The sequence below is a fragment of the Okeania sp. genome (assembly GCF_035285525.1).
Classification (GTDB): domain Bacteria; phylum Cyanobacteriota; class Cyanobacteriia; order Cyanobacteriales; family Microcoleaceae; genus Trichodesmium.
The window spans coordinates 1-25253 of sequence record NZ_JAYKGW010000156.1 but is presented as its reverse complement, the minus strand read 5'-3'; the positions used below and the strand labels follow the sequence as shown (position 1 = coordinate 25253).

Genomic DNA, 25253 nt, shown 5'->3' with positions numbered 1-25253 from the left:
TAAAATAGAATTACTATCTATAATTGGTTGATTTTTTCAATAATCATGTTATTTAATGGATAATTAATAATGGATAAAGTACTTCCTATTGTTATCAGATACATCTCTCGCGGGCTACGATATTTTTACCATTTAGACTGTACCTCATTTGTCTGAAATATACTATAAAATAGAATTAATATAATTACTTAATTTGTAAATATTCAGCTATTAGCTGTCAGCTAGCCTCCTGGTTCGGAGCTGCGCTAACAGCAATAAGACTCTGCCTTTATAGTAAGCTCTAGTGTATTTCTGTTAATTAATAAAACTGTTACCTCGAACCAATTAAGCTAGCTTAATTAATAAAGCTTTATATCTAAAACTAAAGACAATAGCTGATAGCTGAATGCTTACCTTAATTTTTTCAATATCTGTTTGTAATCTAGCTGAATACTTACAAATTAATTCCCATATCTTCAGCTAATTTTTGATTATATGGTTGAAAATATTCTACTAATTTCTGATATATTTCTTGACTAGGTTGTGAGTAATTTCCAGAATTATATTGAAGATATTCTTCTGAGGAATATTCAGGTAATTCCAAAAATTGAAATACTTGGTTCATAGTTTCTTGAGGATGACTAAATAAGTCTTCACTTTTGAGGATGAGAAATTGTTCTTTAGGAAAAATGCTCATCCAATTTTGCAGTTGTTCTATATATTTTCCTCTGGCTTTATATGTATAATTTCGATGGTTAAAACTATCATAAGTTCCTGTTTGAATAATTTTTTCAACTTCTCCTTGTAAACGAATTTCTTCAGCAGCGATCGCTTCTTTCAAACTTAAAGATTCACATCCTAATTTTACTTCATGGTAGTAATGAGAAATAGCTCTTTCTGTGGGATTTCTCAAAATAACAATTAGTTTTATTTGAGGATATGTATCAAAAACTCTTTGAGCTACGAGAGGATGAAATAAATAGTAAGGACTTGATTCTCCAGTAATCATTCCTGGTTCTAATTCGGGAAATTGTGATTGATACCATTTTAAATCTTTGTCAAAATTTAAGTCAAAATAATGAACTTCATGTTGTAAAGATGGAACAACTAAAGGATGCTGCATTAAATAGTTATATAAGGAATTAGTACCACATTTTTGCGCTCCAATGATTAAAAATTGAGGTTGATTCCTACAACTATTTTTATTTATGTAGTTGTGATATTTTTGGTTAAAGTTAATCTCAACATTTTCATTTTTTTTCTTTCCTTCAAAAAACACTCCTGCTGCTAAAATTTCTCTGCCTTTTTCTCCTAGTTCTGTATCTAAATTATCACCTTCTTGTACTAAAAAAGCGTGCCAATCTGCTAAACGTTCTTGCCATTCTGGTTGTTGAATATAAGGCCAGATAGTTTGAATCAACATCATCATACTATAAGATGGATAATGATGAGGAAAAATACCGCTATTGATTTCTTCAAAGTCTAACAAAATCTGTCGTAAACCATGAATTGTCATATTAAAATAATGACTAGGATCAGCATGAAGTGGTTGTAAAAAAGCAGTATCAATAAATATTAAACCACCTGGTTTTAAAATTCGATAAAGTTCTTTAGCAGTGAAAAATGGATTTGGTAAATGTTCAAAAACAGCATGACTAATTATCCCGTCAAAACAATTATCAATAAATGGTAACTTTAATGTAGAACAAACTATATCTGTATATTGATATTGCTGTACATCTAAATAACAAATATTTTGCTTCAGATATTCTTGTTGAGTATTACCTGCGCCAAAATCTAGAACTATTCCATTTTCCCCAATCTTATCCAATACTTTTAAAATTCCTTCTGAATAAGGATGAGTTTTTTCTGTTTCTGTCAGTTTAATAAATGGTAATTCTCTTGATTGTAAAATATGAGGAGTATTTCCCCTAATCCATACAGGACAATTTTCTGCATTACATGGTGTAGCTTTTTGACCGCATTGTGGGCAAATCAATATTTTTTCTAGGTTAAAATTTTTCTGTCTTTTAGGTAGTTTAGGAGGTTCACCAATCACTCGGAATTGATTTTCAAATAATAATGTTTTCTCCTCTCCATCCAGAAATATTTCTATTTTTATATCTGTCTCTGGTTTAATATTTTCTGGCAGTAAAACTTCACCCCAAAAACCACTATGACTAGCATATTTTTTCTCTGGGAAAGCAACAGCAACATCCGGTCTATATCCACCATGTAAAAAAGAAACATAAGGTTGATAATTTACATATAAACTAAGTTTGATATTGCGATTATTCTCCGGAATATACCAACCAGAAAATCTGGTTAAGTAATCTATTTCCTTACTTTTAGGAAAATCTAGATTAAACATTTTCTATTTTGATACAGCAGATTCCATCTTAGTATGGTACAGCTATGACAGCCTAGAAAGCTGAACTGCAAAGGTTGATTTAGTATTACACTAATTTTTTCACAAGAATAACTTTCCCATGAATTTTGAATTTTAAGAGAAACCCGGTTTCTTTAAGAAACCGGGTTTCTGAGCTTATTATTAATTATAATAACTATAGCAATGTGCGCACTTAATATTTACAAATTGTAGGAGTTGTCCAATAGCTAAAAGACTTATATTATCGGTGATTCATTCTCTCTGTTCCCACCTTCTGTGTTCCCTGTTCCCTGCACGCAGCGCTATATCAAACTTTTGAATTTTGAATTTTGAATTTTGACTTGCGCGTAGCGCTATATATGAGACGATGAGTATTGTATATTCGTCGTATAACTTTTCTGGTTCAGAAAGCAAAAATTCTAAAAATTATGGTAGCGGTAGCAATCTTAGCAGCGGGACGCGGCACAAGAATGAAGTCTGACCTTCCCAAGGTCTTACACCAGTTAGGGTCTTGTACCTTAGTCGAACGAGTTCTGAAAAGTTGTGTTTCTATTCAACCATCAAGAATAATAGTAATAGTTGGTTATCGTGGAGACCTGGTACAAAAATCTCTCCAGAATAATAGTAATGATAATATTCCTACTGTAGAATTTGTGGAACAAAAGGAACAATTGGGAACTGGTCATGCTATTCAACAATTGTTACCCTATCTCCAAGAATTTTCTGAGGACTTGCTGGTATTAAATGGAGATGTACCATTATTACGACCCGAAACTCTGAAGCAGTTATTTGATACCCACAAAGAAAATCAAAATTCGGCCACCATTTTAACTGCCAATCTACCTAATCCTAAAGGTTACGGTAGAATATTCTGCGATGCAAATAACTTTGTCACTCAAATAGTAGAAGACCGAGACTGTACAACTGCCCAAAAACAAAACCATCGAGTCAATGCTGGAGTATACTGTTTTAGTTGGCCCGCTTTGGGTAAAATATTGCCAGAACTAAAAGCAGACAATGACCAACAAGAGTATTATTTAACAGATGTGGTTCCTCTTCTCAATCCTGTGATGGCAGTTGATGTGAATGACTATCAAGAAATTGTTGGGATTAATAATCGGAAACATTTGGCTACAGCTTATGATATTTTGCAGATTCGGGTCAAAGATGATTGGATGGCCGCTGGAGTAACTTTGATAAATCCTGACAGTATTACTATTGAGGATACAGTTTCCTTAGAACGGGATGTGATTATTGAACCACAAACTCATCTTCGGGGTCAGACTACGATTGGTACTGGTAGTCGGATTGGACCGGGGAGTTTGATTGAAAATAGTCAAATAGGTACAAATACTTCGGTATTGTACTCTGTAATTTCTGATAGTGTGGTGGCCGATAATACTCGTATTGGTCCGTATGCACATTTACGGGGTAATAGTCAAGTGGGTTCTCACTGTCGTATTGGTAATTTTGTGGAATTGAAAAAAGCTAAAGTGGGCGATCGCTCCAATGCTGCTCATTTATCTTATTTAGGAGATGCGACTTTGGGAGAAAAGGTGAATATTGGTGCTGGTACAATTACTGCTAATTATGATGGAGTGAAAAAACATCATACTAAAATTGGCGATCGCTCGAAAACTGGGTCAAATAGTGTGTTAGTTGCTCCGGTGACTTTGGGAGAAGATGTGACGGTAGCAGCAGGTTCAGTGGTAACGAAAGATGTGGAAGATGATAGTTTGGTTATTGCTCGCTCTCGACAAACTGTGAGAAAAAGTTGGCGACTGAAGTCATCTGAGGATAATGAATAATTGATAATGAATAATTGATTATGGTAGACGTAGGTTGGGTTGAGGGACGAAACCCAACATTAGTCCAGTAGGGTGCGTTAATGAAATGTAACGCACCATCTCAAGAAAATATAGACGTAGGTTGGGTTGAGGAACGAAACCCAACATTAGTCCAGTAGTGCATTACGTTGGGTTGTCGTTCTGTAGCAGTACGATAGTGAAACCAAACAAAGCTTTATTATTGTTGGGTTTCGTTCTAGACTATTCCCTATTCCCTGTTCCCTGTTCCCTCTTTTAACTGATTATGAAAGCATTTGAAATTCAAGAATTTGGTAATTTAATTCTCACAGAAAGACCACAACCGCAACCAAAATTTGGAGAAGTTTTAGTCAAAGTTAAAGCTGTCTCCCTAAACTATCGAGATATTCTAATGATTAAAGGTCTTTATAACCCCCATCTATCTTTACCTGTGATTCCATGTTCCGATGGAGTGGGAGAAGTTGTGTCGGTGGGAGAAGGTGTCACCAGAGTCAAACCCGGAGATAGAGTCGCTGGCATTTTTATGCAAAAATGGTTGTCAGGTAATTTGACAACAGCAGCAGCAAAGTCTGCTTTGGGGGGTGAAATTGACGGAATGTTAGCAGAATATGTAGTCTTGTCTGAAGAGGGGGTGGTGCATATTCCCCCTCATTTATCTGATACAGAGGCAGCTACTTTACCTTGTGCTGCGGTTACTGCTTGGCACGCTTTAATGGCAGCAGGTTTAAAATCTGGAGAAACAGTATTAGTTATGGGAACAGGTGGTGTTTCCTTGTTTGCTTTACAATTTGCAGTTATGGTAGGAGCGCGAGTTATTGCAACTTCCAGTAGTGATGAAAAATTGGAGCGGGTGAAACAGTTGGGTGCATCTGATGTCATTAATTATAAATCTGTGCCTAAATGGGGAAAACAAGTGTTAGCATTGACTGAGGGAGTCGGTGTTGACTATGTTGTGGAAGTTGGTGGCGCAAATACTTTGAGTCAGTCTTTGAAAGCAGTGAGTATGGGAGGTCAAATAAGTTTAATAGGTGTGTTGGCAGGAGCGCAAGGAGAATTTAATCCTTTGCCCGCAGTGATGAAGGGTGTGCGGATACAGGGAATTTTTGTGGGGTCTCGTCAAATGTTTGAGGATATGAATAGGGCGATAGATGTGAATAAATTAAGTCCGGTTTGCGATCGCGTCTTTCCATTTGAGTCAGCTCCAGAAGCATTAAGTTATATGGAAACTGGTTCTCATTTTGGAAAAATTAGGATTGAGTTCAAGTAAGGAAGAAGGAAGAAGGGTATTAAACGATAACAGTAGACAAATAATCGCTAATAGCCAAAGATTAAAATCCTTGGCTATTAGCTGAAGTCATTGTTAGGAGTGTGTCAATAATCTAATAGCATAAAGTTTCTCTGACATATCCTCAATTATCGCTCCTTGCTGTTGTAACTCTCGTTTCATCTCTAAAGACAAACCGATATTCACAGAAAATCTAGCTTCAGTCACATTGGCTCCAGTTATCTGAGCATCCTTGAGGTCAGCACCACTTAAGTTAGCGCCAGTCAAATTCGTATCAATTAGAATAGCTTTATGTAAATTAGTACGACTCATGTCAGCATAACTGAAATTAGCATAACTCAAATTTGCTCCACTCAAGTCAGCAGCACTCAAGTCAACCCCACTCAAATTTGCTCCACTTAAATCTGCACGAGTTAGGTTAGCACCACTCAAGTTTGCTCCACTTAAATCGGCACAATATAAATTAGCACCAATCAAATTAGCATTGTACAGATTAACGCCAATCAAATTTGCCCTAAATAGATTACTCCGAAACAAGTTAGCACGAAACAAACTTGCTCCGGCTAAATTAACATTACTCAGCTCAGATCGGAATAATTCAATATCCCGAAAATTTCTTTCCCCGGCAGCATATCGCGCCAAAAGTTCTTCTACTACCATAGTTTTATCTTAAAATATTTTAATTTTTTAGATGTGTTTCTCATAGATAGAGTTTATATTAATTATTTTGTATCTTTGGGAAAGTTTATTCTAATTTTCACAACAATTTTTCACAAAACTTATAAATAATTGATAATTAATAATATCAACTCCTGTAGCATCGGTAGAAAGAACTCAAGGCCGTAGGGGTTTGGTCTCCAAATCCTCTACCAACTAGGAATTTTCGCTCTTTATTTGATGGTAGAATCTTATTCTCCACGGCCAATTGATAATGGATAATGAATAATGGATAATTAATAATATCAAGTCCTGTAGCATCGGTAGAAAGAACTCAAGGCCGTAGGGGTTTGGTCTCCAAATCCTCTACCAACTAGGAATTTTCGCTCTTTTTTGATAGTAGAACCTTATTCTCCACGGCCCGCGGATTTTATATAACCGAGTAGGAAAATTTTATTTATTTTTTCTCCAGTCAAGTTTTTAATGAAGATTATTTATTATGGATATGATTAGTAGGCAATTATTACAGGGAGTAAATATTTATTTAGTCGGGATGATGGGGGCTGGAAAAACAACTGTGGGACATTTGTTAGCCCAACGCTTAGGGTATAGTTTTCTTGATACAGATAACTTAATTACTGAAGCTGCTGGTAAGTCAATTAGTGAAATTTTTGCTACTGAGGGTGAAGCAGGGTTTCGGGAGTTGGAAACAAATATATTGTCAGAGGTATCAAGTTACAAAAAGTTAATTATTGCCACAGGTGGTGGTATTGTAGTTAAGCCTTTTAACTGGAGTTATTTACAATATGGCATAGTAGTTTGGTTAGATGTACCAGTAGAAGTTTTACATAGTCGTTTACAAGGCGATCAGACTAGACCTCTTCTTCAGAATAGTAATCCCTTTGATAAACTTCAGAAACTTTTGGAGGAAAGAAGAGCATTTTATGCTAGTGCAGATATTCATGTCAGTATTAGTGCTAAAGATACTCCTGAAGAGGTGACAACATTAGTGTTATCAGAAATTGAAAAAGCAGTGAAGTCAAAGGTAAAAAGTTAGTCAATAACTCAATAACCCAATCAGGAATGAGAGCAAAATCAAACCCTCTAAGACATTAGTCGTAATTTAATAATATCTGGAACAAATTAAAGTTTTTTACCAGACATTTCTGATAATAATTTAGAACTACTATAAAAAAGTTGTTAAATCTGGATTTCTGGAGAAAACCACTAAATTAAATACAAAAAACCCTACCTTGGATAGGTAGGGTTCAAGAACAGTCAAACGCTTACTTTTTTATTATCTCAGAATTTAACTGTTATTGCGATATTGATTGGTGACAGTTTTTTAAATGTCTATAACAACTATAGTAATCCTCAATAGGTTGCGGGTAATTAAAAAGTAAATAAAAAAACTGATTTATCGGGAACCGTAACTCTTACCTATTCCCAGTTAAGCCTTCTCTGTTCCCTAAAAACCAGTAGGATTTTTGCCACGAATAAAATAGGATTGCTATATCTTTATATATTGAATATCTATACATTAACCATACTATTGGATATAACATGAGATTTTTGTAAGCACCCATAAAAAGGGTTTGCTGAAGAAATTAAAGTGTGGGAAGAAAGAGAAAGTAGGGAGAATAATTGTTCCTGAATTTTAGTATTATTAGGAAATTAGTTTTGCACAACTAATTATGTATAGTTTTTTATCAATAAGTAAAATGCAGTTCCCAGGATAAAACTTCCTTCTGAAATTATTAGTAAAATCCAAAAAGATTGCCATTTTTTAAAACCATAGATTTGAGCATCTAATTTGGCTAATATCTCTGCAGATGCTAATGCTAAACCATGGACAAAAATATTAATCCATCTAACCAAAACTACAAATAAAAAGGCAATAACAATTGCAGAAATAAAAGCAAAAATATCATTTTTAAACCAGGGGTTTATTACTTTCCAATTAAATAAACGAAAAGTTAAGATTGCATCTAATAAAAAAATACTAATTATAACAAATAAATATGAAAATAAATTAATTTGAGTATTGGCTAGAGTCCAGCCAAAAACACTATAACTAATTAAAAGTAGAGTAAAAGAAAGTAAAGGTATTGGTTTCACATTAGTTTATAGATTAGTAGAAATTGCTTTAACTGGACAAGCAGGAATACATTGTTCACAAACAATGCAACGAGACCTAAGAAAATTGAGACGAAAGGTATTAGGTTGTAAACTTAGAGCTTCTGTAGGACATACACCAGTACATAAACCACAGTCTACACAACTATTTTCATTGATTATAATTTCTCTGCTAGTTAGACATACATTTATATTATGCAGTCTCATCCATTCTAGTGCCGCTTCTAACTCATCAATATCTCCTGATAATTCTAACACTAATTTTCCTACTTGATTAGGTGCTACTTGAGCGCGAATAATATTAGCAGCAATATTAAAATCTTTAGCTAATCTATAGGTAATAGGCATTTGAATTGACCTTTGTGGAAATGTTAACGTTACTCGTTTTTTCACAGGTTAATCCTCTGAATAATTGATAATTGATAATTAGATTTGGTTGATGAAATCTATAATAATTTGTACAGTTATTTTTCTGATTTTCTATTTCCTTTTAAGTGTTAAGTTTTCTCTCCATTAATAATTAGATTGGGGCGATGAAATCTATAATAATTTGTACAGTTATTTTTCTGATTTTCTATTTCCTTTTAAGTGTTCCCTCAACAAAACCGAAATTACTATAAAATTGTAACTATTATTTAATTTTCTAACTATGAATGTAAATCCATCTGAACCTACAAAAAGTTCCTCTTTGGCGATGCGCTTGAGAAATTTCATTATTGTGTTAGTAGCGATCGCCTTATCAGTAACCATTTTTATAGGATTACGAACCGACACAACTTCTGTTTCCTTAGATGAAATGGCTGAAAGTGCAACACCTCTAGATATAGCATTAAACAATAATAAGCCTACTTTAGTTGAATTTTATGCTAACTGGTGTACTGTTTGTCAAGCTATGGCTTCTGAGTTAGACGAAATTAGAGAAAAGTATACTCAAAATACTAACTTTGTGATGTTAAATGTGGATAATAGTAAGTGGTTACCAGAATTGGTTAAATATCGGGTAGATGGCATTCCCCATTTTGTATTTTTAGATCGAGAGGGAACTGAAGTTGGCCAAGCTATTGGAGAAGTTCCACAGTCTGTTATGTCAGCAAATATAGAAGCTTTAGTTGCAGGAACCGCTTTACCATATAATAGTACAATTAATCAAGCTTCTGAATTTAATCCCCCAGTAGGACCGATGAGAGCAAGTCAAGCCGATCCTAGAGTTCATGGCAGTCAAGTACAATAAATAGTTAGGGGTTTGGTCTCCAAACCAAATATTTTGTAGGGGTTTGGTCTCCAAACTCCTACGATAAAATCTTACCGAAAAATTAAGGCATAATATCATGATCTGGATAATCAGTGATAGAACTCCGTTCCGCGCTCCGCGACCAAAAAACTTTTTCCCTTGAAATCTTTATTTTCCTTCTGCCTTTCTTCCTCTTCAGCAAACCCTAAATATGCCGACTGTGATATTAATCACAAAAATTACTACTGAAAAATCACTCTCCTATTCAATTAGAAGTCACAACCATAAGACAAAAAAAAGAGGAAAATTAAACAATAGAGTTCAAGGTAAGTATCATGCTTGAAGTTACATTACTACCAGGTGCGATAAACGAAATTATGGCCTCTGTTGCAGAAAATTATTCTCTTTCTAAATCAGATCGTTATGGCCTGATGGCTGCTATATTGGATGATTCCATCAGTGAAGAAGAGCTTCACTGCGTTAATAGATTGTTACGTTCTGTGATTAGAGGCCGAGTACAGTTAGTATAAATGTTGGTTTTTCTCTTTATTTGCCAACTTCCACATATAAACATAATATAAATCAAAAATAAATCAAGAAAGAGTTAAAAAACAATCATAAATTAGGGTTGGCAAAATTACAGATTTCCATCCATTCTTCTTTTGATAAAGGTTCAGTAATTAACTGAATTTTAAAACATTCACTAGCAGCTATAATTAAAGTTTCAATAATCTGATTAATCAAATTTTCTCCCTGATGATTTACAGAGAAAAAAGATGTAGAAATATCAGAAACTCCAGGGGATAATTGAGAGTTAAAAACATATTTAAAAAATTCAAGATCGGGTGTTAAAATCATAGAACCATGTTGTAATATTGCTCCTTGTTTTCTCAGTTGGGCACTACCAATTAATTTGCTTCCATTAGATAAAATTAAATCTGCACCTGTAGAAGTTCCAAAACAGTTTGGGTTATTAATATACCCTCTTCCTGCACTACCATAACGTAGCTCAATGCCAAGCGATCGCCACCCCTGGATTAAAAATTCACAAATAGTTCGATAAGATTCTATTCGACTGCCACTAAAACCGGAAGTTATCAGACTATAAGTTAAATCTCCTTGATGTAAAACTGCTCTCCCACCAGTAGGACGACGGACAATATCCACAGGTTTGCCTTGCCAAGTTAAGTTTTGCCAATATTCAGGATAGCGTTTTTGATGATAACCGAGAGAAATGGCGACTGGTTCCCAGGTGTAAAAACGGAGAGTCGGTGGAATTTTTTCTTGGAGATGTTGGTGTAGCAACCATTCATCTATTGCCATTTGTAATTTTCCAGTTGTTGTGAGTAGGGGTATGAGTCGCCAAGACATGGTGTGGGAAGTGTGGGAAGTGTGGGAAGTGTGGGAGGTGTGGGAGGTGTGGGAAGTAACAATATTGTGTATTATTGATATCAAATTTGCTGGCTTTGGAGAATAGGGTTTGGAGACCAAACCCCTAACGAGATTACTGATATTACCGGATTTGATTTTTAGAGGGTTTGGAGACCAAACCCCTAAGGATATTAAATACGGAAAGCGCTGTGTCTTCTATGAGACTTATGTAGAGAAGCTATATATAGCGTCCACAACTATTGCGCAATAGTTTTGGAACTTTATACATAGTACCTTTGGGTAAGTCCTGTTCTATATTATTGTCCAAACTCTTCAATTAAAGGTTCATCACTTTCATCAGCAAGATTTGCCACAATAGTAATAGCCCGGGAAATTTCTCCTGGAGATAATTCTGCTACAGTACGAGTTGCTACAACTACAATTTGATTATCCACAATGGCAAAATGAGATTCCATCGTTGATAACCAATTCATTTGCAATAGTCTACGCATTAACTCTGGTTCATTTTTTGCTGGTAACTTCAATACATAAGACCAAACCGTAAGGGTATCATCATCAGTTTCTCCTGTCAATCTGACATATACATCCACAGTGCCATATTTGAACTTCCACAAATGGCCTGACTCATTTTGAGCTACCATAACTTTTTGTTCTTCTGCCATATTGGCAATCACAGTCTCAATTTCTTCTATGTAGCTAAGACTAAAGTCTTCTGTGATTAGATCGTTAATATCTGCTGCCTCAGTAGAAGGGTTGTCCACAGAAACAGTTTCCGGATTGTTAGTAGTCATAATTCTTTATACCTAGAGGATTATAGTGCTTGTCTATTCTAAAAAATCTTAACCGAGAATGAAACAGTTTTAGAGAACACTTAACTGGGAACACTTAACTGGAAACAGGGATTTACGCAAAGAAACCCGGTTTCTACGAGAAACCGGGTTTCTGGGTTGGCATGGGAACCATAATGGATAATGAATACTATCTTTAAAATTATCAATTATTCATTATTTATATTGGTTTATAACTAACCCAATATTTACTAACAAAATGAACTTCAGTGGTTATATTTACAAATCCTGCTGTTTCTAAATGTTTTTCTAAATTATCTGTAATGTAATTTTTATAATAGGGTTCATGGAACATTGCCTGGAAGTTTTCTAACATTGGAGAAAAGTCAGGTTCATCAGATAATTGAATTGAATCGCAAATAACAAAAATGCCTCCTGGTTGAATTACTCTAAATGTTTCTTCTAAAACTTTTTGACGTACTATTGGCGGTAATTCATGGAATGTAAAAACACAAGTTATTCCTTGAAAATAGTTATCTCGGAAGGGTAAATTTTCTGCATTTCCTTGGAAAAGTTGAGGCAATTCTCCCAATTCTTCTGATAGTAATTTATTGGCTTTTTTTAAGTAAGCAGGTGACAAGTCAATACCATAAAGAGATGCTTTGGGCAAGGAAGCGCGAATGAATTTTAATGTTCTACCAGTACCACAAGCTATGTCTAAAACTTTAAGTTTTTGAGGAGTGATCGCTTCCAAATTTTCGCCAGAAAACAATTTTTCTAAACCCTTTTTTAAGGGAGCTAAAATTCGTCTGCGCATGGTATCAGCAGTACCATTAAATAAAATTTCTACCTGTAAATCATAGAGATTAGCTGACATTTCGCTCAAGTATCCATCTGTTTGATAATGGAAGTTTTGTAAATAATAATTGGGATAATTTTTAGTATCTATTTCTGGAGAAAATTCTTGATATTTTTTTTGTTTAATTTTTTCCCAAACTGTAGGCATATCTAGCCAAATATTAGGATAATAACTGAAAAATTCTAGCCATAAATTCTCAAAGATTATATTAACTGAATAGATGCCTTTTTCTGCATCTGCGAAATCTTTTTGGATAATTTTATCAATACTTTGCTGCATTTTTTGGAGAACTTCAACAGACAAAGATTTGGTATTTAATTTGAGATTTGGATTAATAAAATTTCTAAGCTCAGTGGAAATTCTTTTGTGAGCTAAAGCAAAGTAAATTTTGCTTTGTTGAAGTGTTTGGTAGGTTAATTTTGTAATTGACATAATTAGGGAGTAGGGAGTAGGGAAATTAAGTATGAAGATATCTTAGCCCTTTTTAAAGGAGTAGGTAGAGTCGTTAGCATTCAGCTATTAGCATTCCGTAGGAAATATTTACCAAAAAAAAAGCCTCCCATTAAGGAAGACTAAAAAAAAATGAAATCTCTACTATTTAACAATCATAATATAAAGAGAATTCATAAGGATGAGGACGTAGACTCATAGGTTTAACTTCATTATTAATCTTGTAGTCAATCCAAGTTTGAATCAAATCCTCTGTAAATACTCCACCAGTAGTCAAAAACTCATGGTCTGCTTCTAAAGCTTTCAAAGCAAGCTCCAGAGAAGCAGGAGTAGAAGGAATCTTACTCAACTCTTCAGGACTGAGGTCATAAATATCCACATCTAAAGATTCACCAGGATCAATTTCATTCTTAATTCCATCAATACCAGCACAAAGCATCGCTGCAAAAGCTAGATATGGGTTACAAGTAGCATCAGGACAACGGAACTCTAGTCGTTTTGCTTTAGGATTAGTACCACTTAAAGGAATCCGAATCGAAGCGGAACGGTTTCCTTGAGAATAAGCTAAGTTTACGGGAGCTTCAAATCCAGGAACTAATCGTTTATAAGAATTAGTGGAAGGGTTAGAAAAAGCTAATATTGCTGGAGCATGCTTCAGGAGACCACCAATATAATTAAGAGCCATTTTGCTCAGGTTAGCATAACCATCACCCCAGAATAAAGGCTGTCCATCTTTCCAGATTGACTGGTGACAGTGCATACCAGAACCATTATCATTAAAAATAGGCTTAGGCATAAAAGTAACGGTCTTGCCATACTTTTTAGCCACATTCTTAATAACATATTTATAAATCATTAAGTTATCGGCAGCTTCGATTAATGTACCAAAGCGGAAACCTAATTCATTTTGACCACCAGTAGCTACTTCGTGGTGATGCTTCTCAATGGGAACTCCACACTTCGCCATTGTTAATAGCATTTCTGTCCGTAGGTCTTGCGCGGTATCTGTGGGAGATACTGGGAAGTAACCTTCTTTGTAGCGAGGTTTATAAGCTTTGTTGCCTCCTTCTTCTTCTCGACCGGAATTCCAACGGCCTTCTATACTATCAACATAGTAGTATCCTTTGTTTTCTGTTTGGTCGAAACGAGCATCTTCAAATATAAAAAATTCAGCTTCTGGGCCAAAGAATGCTGTATCTCCAAGACCTGTGCTTCTTAAATAATCAATTGCTTTCTGAGCAATAACTCTGGGACAACGGCTATACCATTCACCAGTCCGAGGTTCTTTAATGCTGCAAGTAACACTTAATGTAGGTTCGGCCATAAAAGGCTCCATCCAAGCGGTAGTTGGATCGAGTACCATCATCATGTCTGACTCGTTAATATTTTTCCAACCACGAATACTGGAACCGTCGAAGGCAACTCCGTCTGTGAAAGAACTCTCGTCTAGTTGGCTTTTGTGAACTGTTAAATGTTGCCAAATACCAGGTAGGTCAATAAACTTCAAATCAATAACTTGAATGTCTTGATCTTCAATCAACTTTAATACTTCTTGGGCTGTTTCTGGCATTAAATTATTAGCTCCTAAATCGTTACTTAAATTTTCATTTTCTTAACAAGAAGAATAACTGCTGCTACTGGACTGACACAGCTCCACTATTTAATTAAGATGTGTCACTCTTCTAGCTCTTCTAGAAAACTTTAATAAAACTTCACAAATTAACAAATTGATTTTGTACTAATGTTTTATTTAAAGTTTTTATTGTTTTGACTAGATGTCGAAAACAATTAGGGCGATAATACTAATCGCAGTTAGCTTTAATAAGAAAACATCTGGATAATCATAAAAATGAAAATTGATAAGTTTTTGTATCTAATGTTACAAATTATCTAGAAGCTACTCTAATGATTCTGCTAGGTGTCAATTTATAGTAGGCTAATATAGAAACTTTAAGAAATTGTTGGGAGATTTATTTGATGCGGGATACTATAACTAGCTTAATAGAAAGTTACGATTCTAAAGGTCGTTATTTAGACCGAGATGGAGTTGATCAATTAAAGTCTTATTTTGAAACTGGTAATGCCAGAGTAGAAGCTGCTACTTTAATTAATTCTCAAGCTGCTAGTTTGGCTAAACAAGCTGCGATTACTTTGTTTGCACAACAACCAGAGTTAATTCGTCCTGGTGGAAATGCTTATACAACTCGTCGTTATGCAGCTTGTCTACGAGACATGGATTATTATTTGCGCTATGCTACTTATGCTTTGGTAGCAGGTAATACAGATGTTTTGGATGAGCGTGTGTTACAGGGGCTTCGGGAAACTTATAATTCTTTGGGAGTACCTATTGGACCTACTGTAATAGGTATTGGTATTCTTAAAGAAATGGTTAAGTCTGAGGTTGAGGCAGCGGGTATTCCGACTGGTGCTTATTTGGCAGAACCTTTCGATCATTTAATTAGTGAGTTGGCAGAAAAAGACATTTAATAATTGATAGGGAGTAGGGAGTAGGGGGTAGGCAGTAGTGAAGAATCAAGAGAAATTAGGATTTATTTATAGAGAATATACTCACAAGAATTATCCTTTGATTTTTCTGCAATTATTCTGCCTAAATACTAACTTTTTGATTTTTCGTGAACTGTGCCTCATTAAGCCAAAATCTGCTACTTTTTTTAGATATAAAAAGGCTCTATTAGAATGTCAAGGCTTTGATATTTAATCAGCAATCCCTAATTAGTGAGTTGGCAGAAAAGGATATTTAATAATGGATAATTGATAATTATAAAGTATCTCTAATTATTAATTATTCATTTTTAATAGGGAGTAGGGAGTAGGGGGTAGGGAGTAGTTAAGAATCAAGAGAAATTAGGATTTTGAGAGAGAATATACTCACAAGAATTATCCCTTGATTTTTCGTGAACTGTGCCTCATTAGGCCAAAATCTGCTACTTTTTTTAGATACAAAAAGGCTCAAAGTATTAGAATGTCAAGGCTTTGATATTTAATCAGCAATCCCTAATTAGTGAGTTGGCAGAAAAGGATATTTAATAATGGATAATTGATAATTATAAAGTATCTCTAATTATTAATTATTCATTTTAATAGGGAGCAGGGAGTAGGGAGTAGGAGGTAGGGATTAGTTAAGAATCAAGAGAAATTAGGATTTATTGAGAGAGAATATACTCACAAGAATTATCCCTTGATTTTTCTGCAATTATTCTGCCTAAATACTAACTTTTTGATTTTTCGTGAACTGTGCCTCATTAAGCCAATATCTGCTACTTTTTTTAGATGTAAAAAGCCTCTATTAGAATGTCAAGGCTTTGATATTTAATCAGCAATCCCTAATTAGTGAGTTGGCAGAAAAGGATATTTAATAATGGATAATTAATAATTAATAATTAATAATTAACACAGGGGATTCCACCTTGGTTAGGTACGCCTACGCGAGCAAGATAAATGAAGCAAATTTTAATAAGTCAAAAAGCTAATAACTAATAGCTATTTAATAAGTAAAACTTGTGTCTAAACAAAGATTAGATGTTTTATTGGTAGAACGAAATTTATCTACTTCTCGACAAAAAGCTCAGGTTTTGATTAGAGCCGGAGAAGTAATGGTAAATCAACAAATAATTGATAAACCTGGAACTGAAGTTGATTTAGAGGCAGATATTAAGGTTAAACAAAAATCTTTATATGTTTCTAGGGGAGGTTATAAACTTGCTAAAGCATTAGAATATTTTTCTATTCCTATTTCTGACAGAATATGTCTTGATGGTGGCATATCTACGGGAGGATTTACAGATTGTTTATTACAAGCAGGAGCTAAGTTAATTTATGGTATTGATGTTGGTTACGGACAAGTTGATTGGAAGTTGCGTAACGACTCTAGAGTAATTTTGAAAGAGAGAACTAATATACGTTATTTAACTCCTGAAAAATTATATGGTGATTCATTAATATTCAATTATGAATCACAAGAAAATGCTACACAAATATATCCGAGTTTAGCTGTAGTTGATGTTTCTTTTATTTCTATAACTAAAATTTTATCTGCTTTATGGCAATTACTTATTCCTCCTCGTGAGACAATTTTGTTGGTAAAACCTCAGTTTGAAGTAGGTAAAGAAAAAGTGGGGAAAAAGGGTGTAGTTCGTTCCTCTTTTGACCAAGCTGAAGCAATTTTTCAAGTGTGTTGTAGTGCTAATAATTTAGGATGGAAATTGGCTGGTTTAACTTGGTCTCCGATACAAGGTCCGGCTGGTAATATAGAATATTTATTATGGTTAAATCTGGATAGTGATATTTTAGTTGATAAGTCGGCGATCGCTCAAATCACAAAATTAGCTCAACAAGCATTTAAACATAATTCTTCATTAATTGATAATTGATAATTAATTCATTGTAATTTTATTTATCAATACATACATATACAGAACTAGCAAGTTTTTATTCTTAACTTTCTCCAATCTAGTAGAATCACTATACTGCACTTACATGGAATAGGTTGTAAATAATTATTTATTATTAATTATTCATTATCCATTTAACTTTCTCCAATCTAATAGAATCACTATACTGCACTTACATGGAATGGGTTGTAAATAATTATTCATTATTAATTATTAATTATTCATTATCAATTATTCATTATTCCAATTGTCATGTTAACAAAAAAAAAAATTAGTATATATTTGATTTTACTAATTAAAATGTCTATTTACATATTTTGTACTTCATTTATTTTCAGCACTATAGTTTCAGCTAAAATAATATCTGTGAAATTAGCTGACAATTTTTTATACAGTTTAATAGTTTTTGGTGACTTTTTAAGAGGGATAGAAATTGTAGAAATTTTCAATATTATTGTTTTTGCTGCTGTGGGAATGGGTTATGGTTTAGCAACTGTTTTTTTACCTAAATATTTGGGTCGCTATGTAAGTACAACTCTATTAATAATTTTAGTTCCTATAATTTTTATTACTACTCAAATAGCGAGATATGATATTTGGATAGAACAGTTAGCTAAAAATGAAAATTTATCTTTTGAGCGAGCTGAGTTACTAACTAATTCATTTTTAGTTCAAAGAGTAAAAAATGATGGTATATATGGTTTTTATTTATATACTGCTCAATTTCCCATTCTTCCTGATACAAAAGTAGAAATTGAGAATTTAGATAGATTAGAAAAGAGTGTTAATTCTAACTTTGTTAGGATAATTGGAGTTCCTCCGGGAATAATTTCTTGGAGTATGAGTTTATGTTTTTGGTTCATTAGAATTTTTTATTTTGTCATAGCAGTAGTGACTACAATTTTCCACTTCAGAGAAGGTTTAAGAATAGTTAAATGTTGAAGAAAGAAAGGAGGAAGAAGGAAGAAGGAAAATACAGAGATTCAGAAATGAATTTATGGCAAGAGTTACTGTGGGAAGTGAGAGAAATATTCGTAAAAGGGAAATATTGGCAAACTGGAAATAAAAATCTGATTCATCTGTGTTGCGTATATCCCAATAGTAAATTTTGGGAGAAATGAGTCTCTACATTTTGAGGAAAGATGATGGTTGGGAAATTAGGGAAATATTGGCAAACTGGAAATAAACAATTTTTTCCAAAAAATTTACTAACTTACTTCTTACTTCTTACTTCTTACTTCTTACTTCTTACTTCATTTATTAAATAATTCCTGTTGTAAACGATAAATTATTGTATCAGGTTCCATCTGACTTAAAATATCCCTAATCACAATATCTTGACCTAAACTTCCCCAAGTACAACCCTTTTCCAAATAAACTTTAGTAGCACGACCAATAGCATAAGTTCCATAAGCAGCAATAGAAGCTTGAGTAATAGCAACTCCTGTATAAGAAATAATATCAACCTTTCCTAAACCTAACAATAAACTACTTCCTAAATCACCCAACAATATACCACCAGAACTAACAATAATTATCCTCCAAAGTTTACCAGCTTCATAGCTAGTCATGGGCAAATTATAAAGACGGGACAAAGAGCGAATTAATGCTAAATCTATTACCGTTGTTCCAACTACATCAATAATAGAAATAGGATTCAAAGCAATAGCTAAAGCTTTATATTTAGCAAAATTCCAGATTAAATCATCAGCTTCATTTTGTCTAATCTTAACAGTTTTATGAGCAATATTTACCTCAGCTTCTCTAGCTTGAACTAAAGCATTTAAAGCTAAAAGCGATCGCCCTTCCCGTTCTAAAATAGTAATTATTTTTTGTCGCAAATTATCTATTTGAGGAGATGGAGTTTCCCACTCATTAGTTATTTTACCATCAGACCATTCAATTCTTATAGGTAAAGGATTGGGTTCTGCTGCGACCATTACTACTTCTGAAGGAGAGTAAATATCTTCTAATTCTACTGACTTATGAAAGACAATTTTTTGTAAGTTTTGATAAATTTTTTCTCGTTCTGTTTCTGAATATAAATCAATTTTATTAAAGACTAAAATTAAGGGTTTTTTAGCCTTCCTTAACTCAGACAAAGCATCATATTCAGTCTGAGTAATATCTCCAGAAACAACAAACAAAATTAAATCAGCTTGACGAGCAACTTCTTTCGCCATTTCTCCGCGAATTTCACCTGAAACTTCATCTAGTCCAGGAGTGTCTATTAAGTCTATTTTTACTACTTCTTGTTGACTGGTATTAACAAAAATATTGGGATTCCATCTAATTGAACGCGGCCATTGAGTTACGCCATTGAGAGGACCTGTTTCTAATATTTTTTCACCTAATAAAGCGTTTAAAACTGCTGACTTACCACGACTAACTAAACCAAAAACAGCTATTGAAATTACTTCTTGGTCGAGCTTATCAATGTTTGATTTTAATAAGTCTAATTTAGTTTTGATAGTAGATAATAATTCAGAGTTGGTTGTTTTTTGTGAGGCATTTTGCCAGACAGAATATCTATTTAAAGTTCTTCGTAAACTTGCTCTAGCTCGCTTCCAATGAATTTGATTTTGTTTACGATAACTTTCTGTATATTGATAATTTTCTGTTATTTTTTCTGGGGATATATTTAAGTTATTCAAAATTATATTTTTGTTAAATAGTTTAGTAGGGGTTTGGTCTCCAAACCCAATTATTATGAGTATAGTAGATACAGCAAATTCCATCTTGATTAGGTACAACCCACGCGGGCAAGATGCCCGCACTGGGAACATTTAATTATTAATATCTGTACTTAATTATGCTTGAAATCTGCTTGAAAAGCTGTATATTTTTTTTACCTTATTTTGTTTATTCAAAAGTGTTTAATATATAGTAATCCTAAATAGATTGTAATACTTTATATTAGGGGGTTTGGAGACCAAACCCCTACAGTTTTTTCACGAATAATTTTATATTTGTGTGTGCGATAAAATTCAATGAACAGTAAGGGTTTTTACTTGCTGCTCCATTATTGTTCTACTGGAACTGAAACAACTTCTAATTTTTTCTCTTGTGGCAAAACATGACTAATTACCTGATTCACAAAAGACTTTAAGAAATTATTTTCTTGAGTTTTGCTAAATACACTTTGAATAATATTTCCTAACTTCTCAATATTCACAGAATTAGTATCTGTTTGAGTGGCAAAATATTCAACTAAACTAACACCTGCTACTCTAGTCAAATAAGCAGCACTAACAGCTTGAATAGCACCACCAGCGACAAAAGTTACACTGTTACTTTTTAGGATAGTACTTAATGTTTTGGTAGATAATTCTACTAATCCTAATTTGAACATTAATTCTGCCATCGTACCTGCTACTTGCTTGCCTTTTTCTAAAGAAAATTTTTGTTCATATATGGTACTTAAGTCTACTATTAATTGAGTATTTATTGCTGCGGTTGCTAATAAATCTAAAGTTGGAACTGGATTAGCAAATGCTGTAGCAGCAGCTATCCATTGATATTGTTCAATTACAGGAATCGCCCGTTCTCGTCTGATTTGATTGAGAATATTTTTAGCTTCCAATCTAACTATTTCTGCTTTTCTGATAGTAGTCGCCCAAACTAATTTTTCCTTTTCTTCTGCTAATATTTGATTCAGTTTGACTGTCAGTTCAGATATTTCTGGTAATTGTGGTTCTGTAGATTCTTGAATACTTCCATCCTGCTGATATTTTCGCACTTTAATAGAATTAGGTTTAGCAGAAATGCCGACTAAATTTTCTTCAGAATTAATAGTAGATAATGTCTCTTTAATTTTTTGGAAAATTTGTGGTTTTTGGCCTGGCAAATATAGGTCTTGTTTATTCCAAATTAAAATGAAACGTTGACCGAAAGTTGTGAGTTTTGATAAAGCTTGAAATTCTGAATCTATTAAGTCACCCGTAGTCAAAAATAATATTAAATCGTAAGAGGATAAAGGATTAATTGGAACCTCATTTTTAGTTATCCATTCTGACTGCCAAGTTAGATCGGTAACTTCTATTTTTTGAGAATTTCTAGATATCCACTCGGACTTTAATATTTCAATCAAAGCAGTTTTACCAACTCCTTGATTACCTGTAATAACTATACTTAATTCTTTTCTTTCTAACTCCTTAGTAAGAGTAGTTACCTGCTGACATAATTGATTAATATCATTACTTATTTTTTCAGACTTATTAATACCTTCAACTTCCAAAATAAGTTTATCTATAGTAGTATTTAAAGAGGCGATCGCTTGTTCCGCAACTTCTTTTGTCGGCGATGGAATTATAGTTGTTTTTTGGGGTAGTAAAGATTTTGGTCTTTTTAATAACCAAACCCCCAGACTTGCTGCCATAATTCCTAACATAGTAGTTCCACCAAATTCTGCCACAGAATTTTGGACACTATCTAGTAACCATAATAGAAGAGATAATCCTATTCCCCCTACCAATATTGGTCTTTGCAATTTTATAGCCATTTTTATTTTCCTCAAATCTCCCTTTATTATTTATTTTATCTTAAATTATGCCATTTCAGTTATCGGTTATCAGTACCTCCTACTTCGGTATAAGTTCAACAATGAAAAATTGTTTGGTAAGCATTTAGCGGCGAGCTATTTATTTTATTTTGAGATAAAAGCTTGGCTTTGTTGAGGTAAATTGAATCTTACTATCAAAGGCGACTTGAAAGATTATGTTCATTTAATCCTATTTAAACAAAATTACCACAAAAAAATCTTTAACTATCCATAGATTCTTACTTCTTCTTTCTTACTTTTTTCTTACTTCTTCTTTCTTACTGAAGAATTAATAATTAAATAATTCGCGCCTTGAAGCCTTCCCTTTAAAAGGGAAAAAAATAAATTTTTTCCTTTTATTCAATCTTCTTCCTTTGAGGGAGAGGTAATTATCAATTATCCATTATTGAATTCTTTCTTACTTCTTTCTTCTTCCTTCTTACTTGTACCATCAACTCCTATTTTGATAAAGCAGATTTTATAAGAGAAGCTGCTTTTTCTGGTTTTTCATTCATTGGAAAAACTAACACACTCTTAACATTATAATCATTAACTAATTTCTCCAGACGATGTAATTGTTGCTCACTAATTGCAATACCATCATATTTTCTCACATAATTTAATTCTTCCTCAAAATTATCATCATTATAAACTTGAATAAAAACTCGATCTACCGACCATTTTTCCCAGTCCGCTGCAAAATATTTTTTTGCCCAATAAGGGTTATGATGACAGATATCAAAACTAACTGAATTATTCGCTTTTTTCATTTCTTTAATCATTCGCTCAATAAAATTTGTCAAGTTAACAGTTCGGTCTACCTTTCCTGGTAATTCTGCATGATATCCCAAATAATCATCCCATTGTACTGCATCTATATTGGGATATTTTTTCACAAATTCCACTAGAATATTAGTAAAGAAATCAGCCACTTCTTTTACCTCTACATCTAAGACATAATGCTCGATTCCACTATAGGTTTTATCCACTCCAGGAACTATCCATTTTTTAGCGATCGCTAAATCAAATATCGGACTATTTTCATCTATTTTAATTCCTTTTTCAAAGTAAGCATGAACTTCCATTCCTTGTTTATGTGCTTCATCAATTAACCAGTTTAACCATTGTTCATTAAATTCATTAGGGCAACTTTTTGCTCCTAGTATTTGTTCTATTACTTGGCTTTTATACATAGTACAACCATTTCCCCAAACTCCATGAATTATAGTATTAAATCCTTGTTTTTTGTAATAACGAACTCGTTCACGAATTGTTCTTTCATTAGCATTATTGGTGATAGCATAACGACTTAAATATATGCCTCTAATCTGTTTTTTATCCCAAAGAGTTAAAGTTCTTTTATTTGGAGAATTATTATTAGTCTTAGTTGGATTAATAGTTGGTTTTACAGAAGAAGTTGGCAATGGTGTTTTTACTGTAGACGAATCTGGTAAATTTTTAATTGCTTCTTTTTTTTGTGGAGAAGAAGTTGGCAATGGTGTTTTTACTGTAGACGAATCTGGTAAATTTTTAATTGCTTCTTTTAGAGATGGTTTTGTTTCCTTTTTTTGTGTGGAAGAAGTTGGTAATGGTGTTTTTACTTGAGACGAATCTGGTAAATTTTTAATTGTTTCTGTTGGAGATGGTTTAAAAGGGATAGGTGCATTAGGAAACTTTTCATGTAACCAATAAACCACAGAACTATTAGATATAGCTTGAGATAAATTAATATTTTTTCTCTCAATAAACCACCAATAACTTCCTCCTAAAATTATCACGAAAATTAGGAGTTCTACAAGACAACCTGCATCAAACAAAGCAGTAGAATCAGAATCTTTTTTTGACATAATAAAATCCTAATAAATTTGGATAAAATTTTTGATTTTGTTCATCTCTATTTAATTTAACTTCATCTAATTTACAGCAGATTTCGGACATTGGTATAAAGTGATAAAAAATTGTAGGGGTTTGGTTTCCAAACCCAAGCACCAAAGAATTTGCAAACCAAACCCCTACGATAAAATCTTACAACCTATTTAGAATTGCTATATAGACTTTAAGATTGAATAAATTAGTCTTTCAGTCAAGTTTAATTCTGACTTAATTAGTAAAAATTTTATCGCTCATCAAAAAAACAATAGCTCATAGCTGAAAACTAAATGCTTATCTTCTAAGCAAAATAAGCAGGTTCATTTCCTGATTTCCATTTAATATTACAACCGATACTAGGCTTTTGTTCTTCGCTGATATTTTTTCCTGCTAAAACATCATCTAAAGCTGCTCGTAAATCACTACCCGTTACTGGTTTTTCATTACTAGGACGACTATCATCTAATTGCCCTCTATATACTAATTTAAAATCAGCATCAAAGAGGAAAAAATCAGGAGTACAAGCAGCAGTATAAGATTTTGCCACTTCCTGAGTTTCATCAAAACAATAGGGAAAATTAAACCCTAATTCTAACGCCATTTCCTTTAGTTTATCTGGAGAATCATCGGGGTGAGTTTCAATATTATTAGCACTAATAGCAAAAATTCCTACATCTTGAGGAACATAATCTTTACCAATTTTAGCAAGTTCTAATTGAACGTATTTAACAAATGGGCAATGACGACAAATAAACATTACTAATAATGCTTTTTTGCCCTCAAATGTTGATAGAGAAATTGTCTCCCCAGAAACTACATCTGGTAACTGAAAATTTGGCGCTGGAGTTCCCAATGTCAACATTGTAGACTCTGTTAAAACCATAAAAAATTACTCTTGTTTAAGTTTACTTTCTAGAAAAAAATACCACATTTTTGTCATTCTTTAAATGAAGTAGAATATTTTTTCTCCCCTATTTCCTATTCCACATTTTTTGGGAAAAAACACCATATTTATTGTTATTATTCAAATCAGATAGAGTATTTTTTTCGCACTTCCCACACTCTTTCCTGCTCCCGACTCGATAATCTTTGAAATAGAGCATTTTTTCCACCACTTCCTACATTTCCCACAGTTATATTTCTTCCTACTTCCTACTCCCTAATCTTATGAAATAGAGTATTTTTTTCCGAACTTTCTACACTGTCGAGATTTTCCACACTCCTTCCTACTCCCTAATCTTATCAAATAGAGTATTTTTTTTATCACTTCCTACATATCCCACAACCCCTACATTTATTCCTACTTTTTACTCCCTAATCTTATCAAATAGAGTATTTTTTCCCACACCTCCAACACTTTCCACACTCCTTCCTACTCCATAATCTTATAAAATAGAGTATTTTTTTTCGCACTTTCTACACTTTCGAGATTTCCCGGAT

At 33.3% G+C, this 25253-nt stretch carries 20 protein-coding genes; 8 read left to right on the top strand and 12 right to left on the bottom strand.

All coding sequences use genetic code 11. From position 1 onward, the window contains the following. Nucleotides 1-433: 433 nt before the first annotated feature. The gene (locus tag VKJ25_RS14865; protein ID WP_324237413.1) at nt 434-2350 is read right to left on the bottom strand and encodes a sulfotransferase domain-containing protein; all 1917 of its coding nucleotides are present in this window, start codon (nt 2348-2350) and stop codon (nt 434-436) included. A gap of 446 nt (nt 2351-2796) precedes the next feature. Between VKJ25_RS14865 and glmU the strand changes: the two genes are divergently transcribed. Both glmU and VKJ25_RS14855 read left to right on the top strand, forming a co-directional pair. Beyond that, nucleotides 2797-4176, top strand: coding sequence for a bifunctional UDP-N-acetylglucosamine diphosphorylase/glucosamine-1-phosphate N-acetyltransferase GlmU (gene glmU, locus VKJ25_RS14860; protein ID WP_324237412.1), 1380 nt, complete (start codon nt 2797-2799; stop codon nt 4174-4176). A gap of 283 nt (nt 4177-4459) precedes the next feature. After that, nucleotides 4460-5461: a zinc-dependent alcohol dehydrogenase family protein gene (locus tag VKJ25_RS14855; protein WP_324237411.1), complete on the top strand. Its 1002-nt coding sequence runs from the start codon at nt 4460-4462 to the stop codon at nt 5459-5461. 93 nt (nt 5462-5554) lie between these two features. Here the strand turns inward: VKJ25_RS14855 and VKJ25_RS14850 are convergent, their stop codons facing one another. Next, nucleotides 5555-6139 (bottom strand): pentapeptide repeat-containing protein, encoded by a 585-nt coding sequence (locus VKJ25_RS14850; RefSeq protein WP_324237410.1) that lies wholly within the window; start codon nt 6137-6139, stop codon nt 5555-5557. Nucleotides 6140-6635: 496 nt separating this feature from the next. Between VKJ25_RS14850 and VKJ25_RS14845 the strand changes: the two genes are divergently transcribed. Then, complete coding sequence (locus tag VKJ25_RS14845) at nt 6636-7193, top strand: shikimate kinase (RefSeq protein WP_324237409.1); 558 nt, start codon at nt 6636-6638, stop codon at nt 7191-7193. A 635-nt stretch (nt 7194-7828) separates the two neighbouring features. On the opposite strand, the gene VKJ25_RS14840 is transcribed toward VKJ25_RS14845, so the two are convergent. Then, nucleotides 7829-8254 carry a hypothetical protein gene (locus VKJ25_RS14840; protein ID WP_324237408.1) on the bottom strand — a complete coding sequence of 142 codons (426 nt, stop codon included), beginning with the start codon at nt 8252-8254 and terminating at the stop codon, nt 7829-7831. A gap of 6 nt (nt 8255-8260) precedes the next feature. Beyond that, nucleotides 8261-8665: an NIL domain-containing protein gene (locus VKJ25_RS14835; protein WP_324237407.1), complete on the bottom strand. Its 405-nt coding sequence runs from the start codon at nt 8663-8665 to the stop codon at nt 8261-8263. Between the two features lie 256 nt (nt 8666-8921). Here VKJ25_RS14835 and VKJ25_RS14830 point away from each other — a divergent pair, with 256 nt between their 5' ends. After that, nucleotides 8922-9503: a thioredoxin family protein gene (locus tag VKJ25_RS14830; protein WP_324237406.1), complete on the top strand. Its 582-nt coding sequence runs from the start codon at nt 8922-8924 to the stop codon at nt 9501-9503. A gap of 335 nt (nt 9504-9838) precedes the next feature. Further along, nucleotides 9839-10033: a hypothetical protein gene (locus VKJ25_RS14825; RefSeq protein WP_324237405.1), complete on the top strand. Its 195-nt coding sequence runs from the start codon at nt 9839-9841 to the stop codon at nt 10031-10033. An 85-nt stretch (nt 10034-10118) separates the two neighbouring features. On the opposite strand, the gene VKJ25_RS14820 is transcribed toward VKJ25_RS14825, so the two are convergent. The 4 genes from VKJ25_RS14820 to glnA form a co-directional block, all read right to left on the bottom strand. Then, nucleotides 10119-10874, bottom strand: a complete 756-nt coding sequence (locus VKJ25_RS14820) for a lipoate--protein ligase family protein (protein ID WP_324237418.1) — start codon at nt 10872-10874, stop codon at nt 10119-10121. Nucleotides 10875-11191: 317 nt separating this feature from the next. Then, nucleotides 11192-11686, bottom strand: a complete 495-nt coding sequence (locus VKJ25_RS14815) for a YbjN domain-containing protein (protein WP_324237404.1) — start codon at nt 11684-11686, stop codon at nt 11192-11194. 217 nt (nt 11687-11903) lie between these two features. Next, a complete protein-coding gene (locus VKJ25_RS14810) occupies nt 11904-12974 on the bottom strand; it encodes a class I SAM-dependent methyltransferase (RefSeq protein WP_324237403.1) in 1071 nt (356 codons plus the stop codon). Nucleotides 12975-13140: 166 nt separating this feature from the next. After that, a complete protein-coding gene (gene glnA, locus VKJ25_RS14805; protein WP_324237402.1) occupies nt 13141-14562 on the bottom strand; it encodes a type I glutamate--ammonia ligase in 1422 nt (473 codons plus the stop codon). 407 nt (nt 14563-14969) lie between these two features. Between glnA and apcB the strand changes: the two genes are divergently transcribed. The 3 genes from apcB (at nt 14970) to VKJ25_RS14790 (ending at nt 18346) form a co-directional block, all read left to right on the top strand. Next, a complete protein-coding gene (apcB, locus tag VKJ25_RS14800; protein ID WP_324237401.1) occupies nt 14970-15479 on the top strand; it encodes an allophycocyanin subunit beta in 510 nt (169 codons plus the stop codon). 1034 nt (nt 15480-16513) lie between these two features. After that, entirely contained in the window at nt 16514-17383 is an 870-nt protein-coding gene (locus VKJ25_RS14795) for a TlyA family RNA methyltransferase (protein ID WP_324237400.1), read from the top strand. A gap of 321 nt (nt 17384-17704) precedes the next feature. Continuing rightward, a complete protein-coding gene (locus VKJ25_RS14790) occupies nt 17705-18346 on the top strand; it encodes a hypothetical protein (protein ID WP_324237399.1) in 642 nt (213 codons plus the stop codon). 311 nt (nt 18347-18657) lie between these two features. On the opposite strand, the gene VKJ25_RS14785 is transcribed toward VKJ25_RS14790, so the two are convergent. The 4 genes from VKJ25_RS14785 to VKJ25_RS14770 form a co-directional block, all read right to left on the bottom strand. Next, a complete protein-coding gene (locus VKJ25_RS14785) occupies nt 18658-20061 on the bottom strand; it encodes a DUF697 domain-containing protein (RefSeq protein WP_375340337.1) in 1404 nt (467 codons plus the stop codon). A gap of 365 nt (nt 20062-20426) precedes the next feature. Next, nucleotides 20427-21905 (bottom strand): slr1306 family protein, encoded by a 1479-nt coding sequence (locus VKJ25_RS14780; RefSeq protein ID WP_324237397.1) that lies wholly within the window; start codon nt 21903-21905, stop codon nt 20427-20429. Between the two features lie 497 nt (nt 21906-22402). Then, the gene (locus VKJ25_RS14775) at nt 22403-23791 is read right to left on the bottom strand and encodes a family 10 glycosylhydrolase (RefSeq protein ID WP_324237396.1); all 1389 of its coding nucleotides are present in this window, start codon (nt 23789-23791) and stop codon (nt 22403-22405) included. A 323-nt stretch (nt 23792-24114) separates the two neighbouring features. Continuing rightward, the gene (locus VKJ25_RS14770) at nt 24115-24696 is read right to left on the bottom strand and encodes a thioredoxin family protein (protein WP_324237395.1); all 582 of its coding nucleotides are present in this window, start codon (nt 24694-24696) and stop codon (nt 24115-24117) included. Between the last annotated feature and the right edge of the window lie 557 nt (nt 24697-25253).

Bases quoted from the DNA above. Each gene is read 5' to 3' on its own strand.
- VKJ25_RS14865 (WP_324237413.1), bottom strand. From the start codon at position 2,350: ATGTTTAATCTAGATTTTCCTAAAAGTAAGGAAATAGATTACTTAACC.
- glmU (WP_324237412.1), top strand. From the start codon at position 2,797: ATGGTAGCGGTAGCAATCTTAGCAGCGGGACGCGGCACAAGAATGAAG.
- VKJ25_RS14855 (WP_324237411.1), top strand. From the start codon at position 4,460: ATGAAAGCATTTGAAATTCAAGAATTTGGTAATTTAATTCTCACAGAA.
- VKJ25_RS14850 (WP_324237410.1), bottom strand. From the start codon at position 6,139: ATGGTAGTAGAAGAACTTTTGGCGCGATATGCTGCCGGGGAAAGAAAT.
- VKJ25_RS14845 (WP_324237409.1), top strand. From the start codon at position 6,636: ATGGATATGATTAGTAGGCAATTATTACAGGGAGTAAATATTTATTTA.
- VKJ25_RS14830 (WP_324237406.1), top strand. From the start codon at position 8,922: ATGAATGTAAATCCATCTGAACCTACAAAAAGTTCCTCTTTGGCGATG.
- VKJ25_RS14825 (WP_324237405.1), top strand. From the start codon at position 9,839: ATGCTTGAAGTTACATTACTACCAGGTGCGATAAACGAAATTATGGCC.
- VKJ25_RS14820 (WP_324237418.1), bottom strand. From the start codon at position 10,874: ATGTCTTGGCGACTCATACCCCTACTCACAACAACTGGAAAATTACAA.
- VKJ25_RS14815 (WP_324237404.1), bottom strand. From the start codon at position 11,686: ATGACTACTAACAATCCGGAAACTGTTTCTGTGGACAACCCTTCTACT.
- VKJ25_RS14810 (WP_324237403.1), bottom strand. From the start codon at position 12,974: ATGTCAATTACAAAATTAACCTACCAAACACTTCAACAAAGCAAAATT.
- glnA (WP_324237402.1), bottom strand. From the start codon at position 14,562: ATGCCAGAAACAGCCCAAGAAGTATTAAAGTTGATTGAAGATCAAGAC.
- apcB (WP_324237401.1), top strand. From the start codon at position 14,970: ATGCGGGATACTATAACTAGCTTAATAGAAAGTTACGATTCTAAAGGT.
- VKJ25_RS14790 (WP_324237399.1), top strand. From the start codon at position 17,705: ATGTCTATTTACATATTTTGTACTTCATTTATTTTCAGCACTATAGTT.
- VKJ25_RS14780 (WP_324237397.1), bottom strand. From the start codon at position 21,905: ATGGCTATAAAATTGCAAAGACCAATATTGGTAGGGGGAATAGGATTA.
- VKJ25_RS14775 (WP_324237396.1), bottom strand. From the start codon at position 23,791: ATGTCAAAAAAAGATTCTGATTCTACTGCTTTGTTTGATGCAGGTTGT.
- VKJ25_RS14770 (WP_324237395.1), bottom strand. From the start codon at position 24,696: ATGGTTTTAACAGAGTCTACAATGTTGACATTGGGAACTCCAGCGCCA.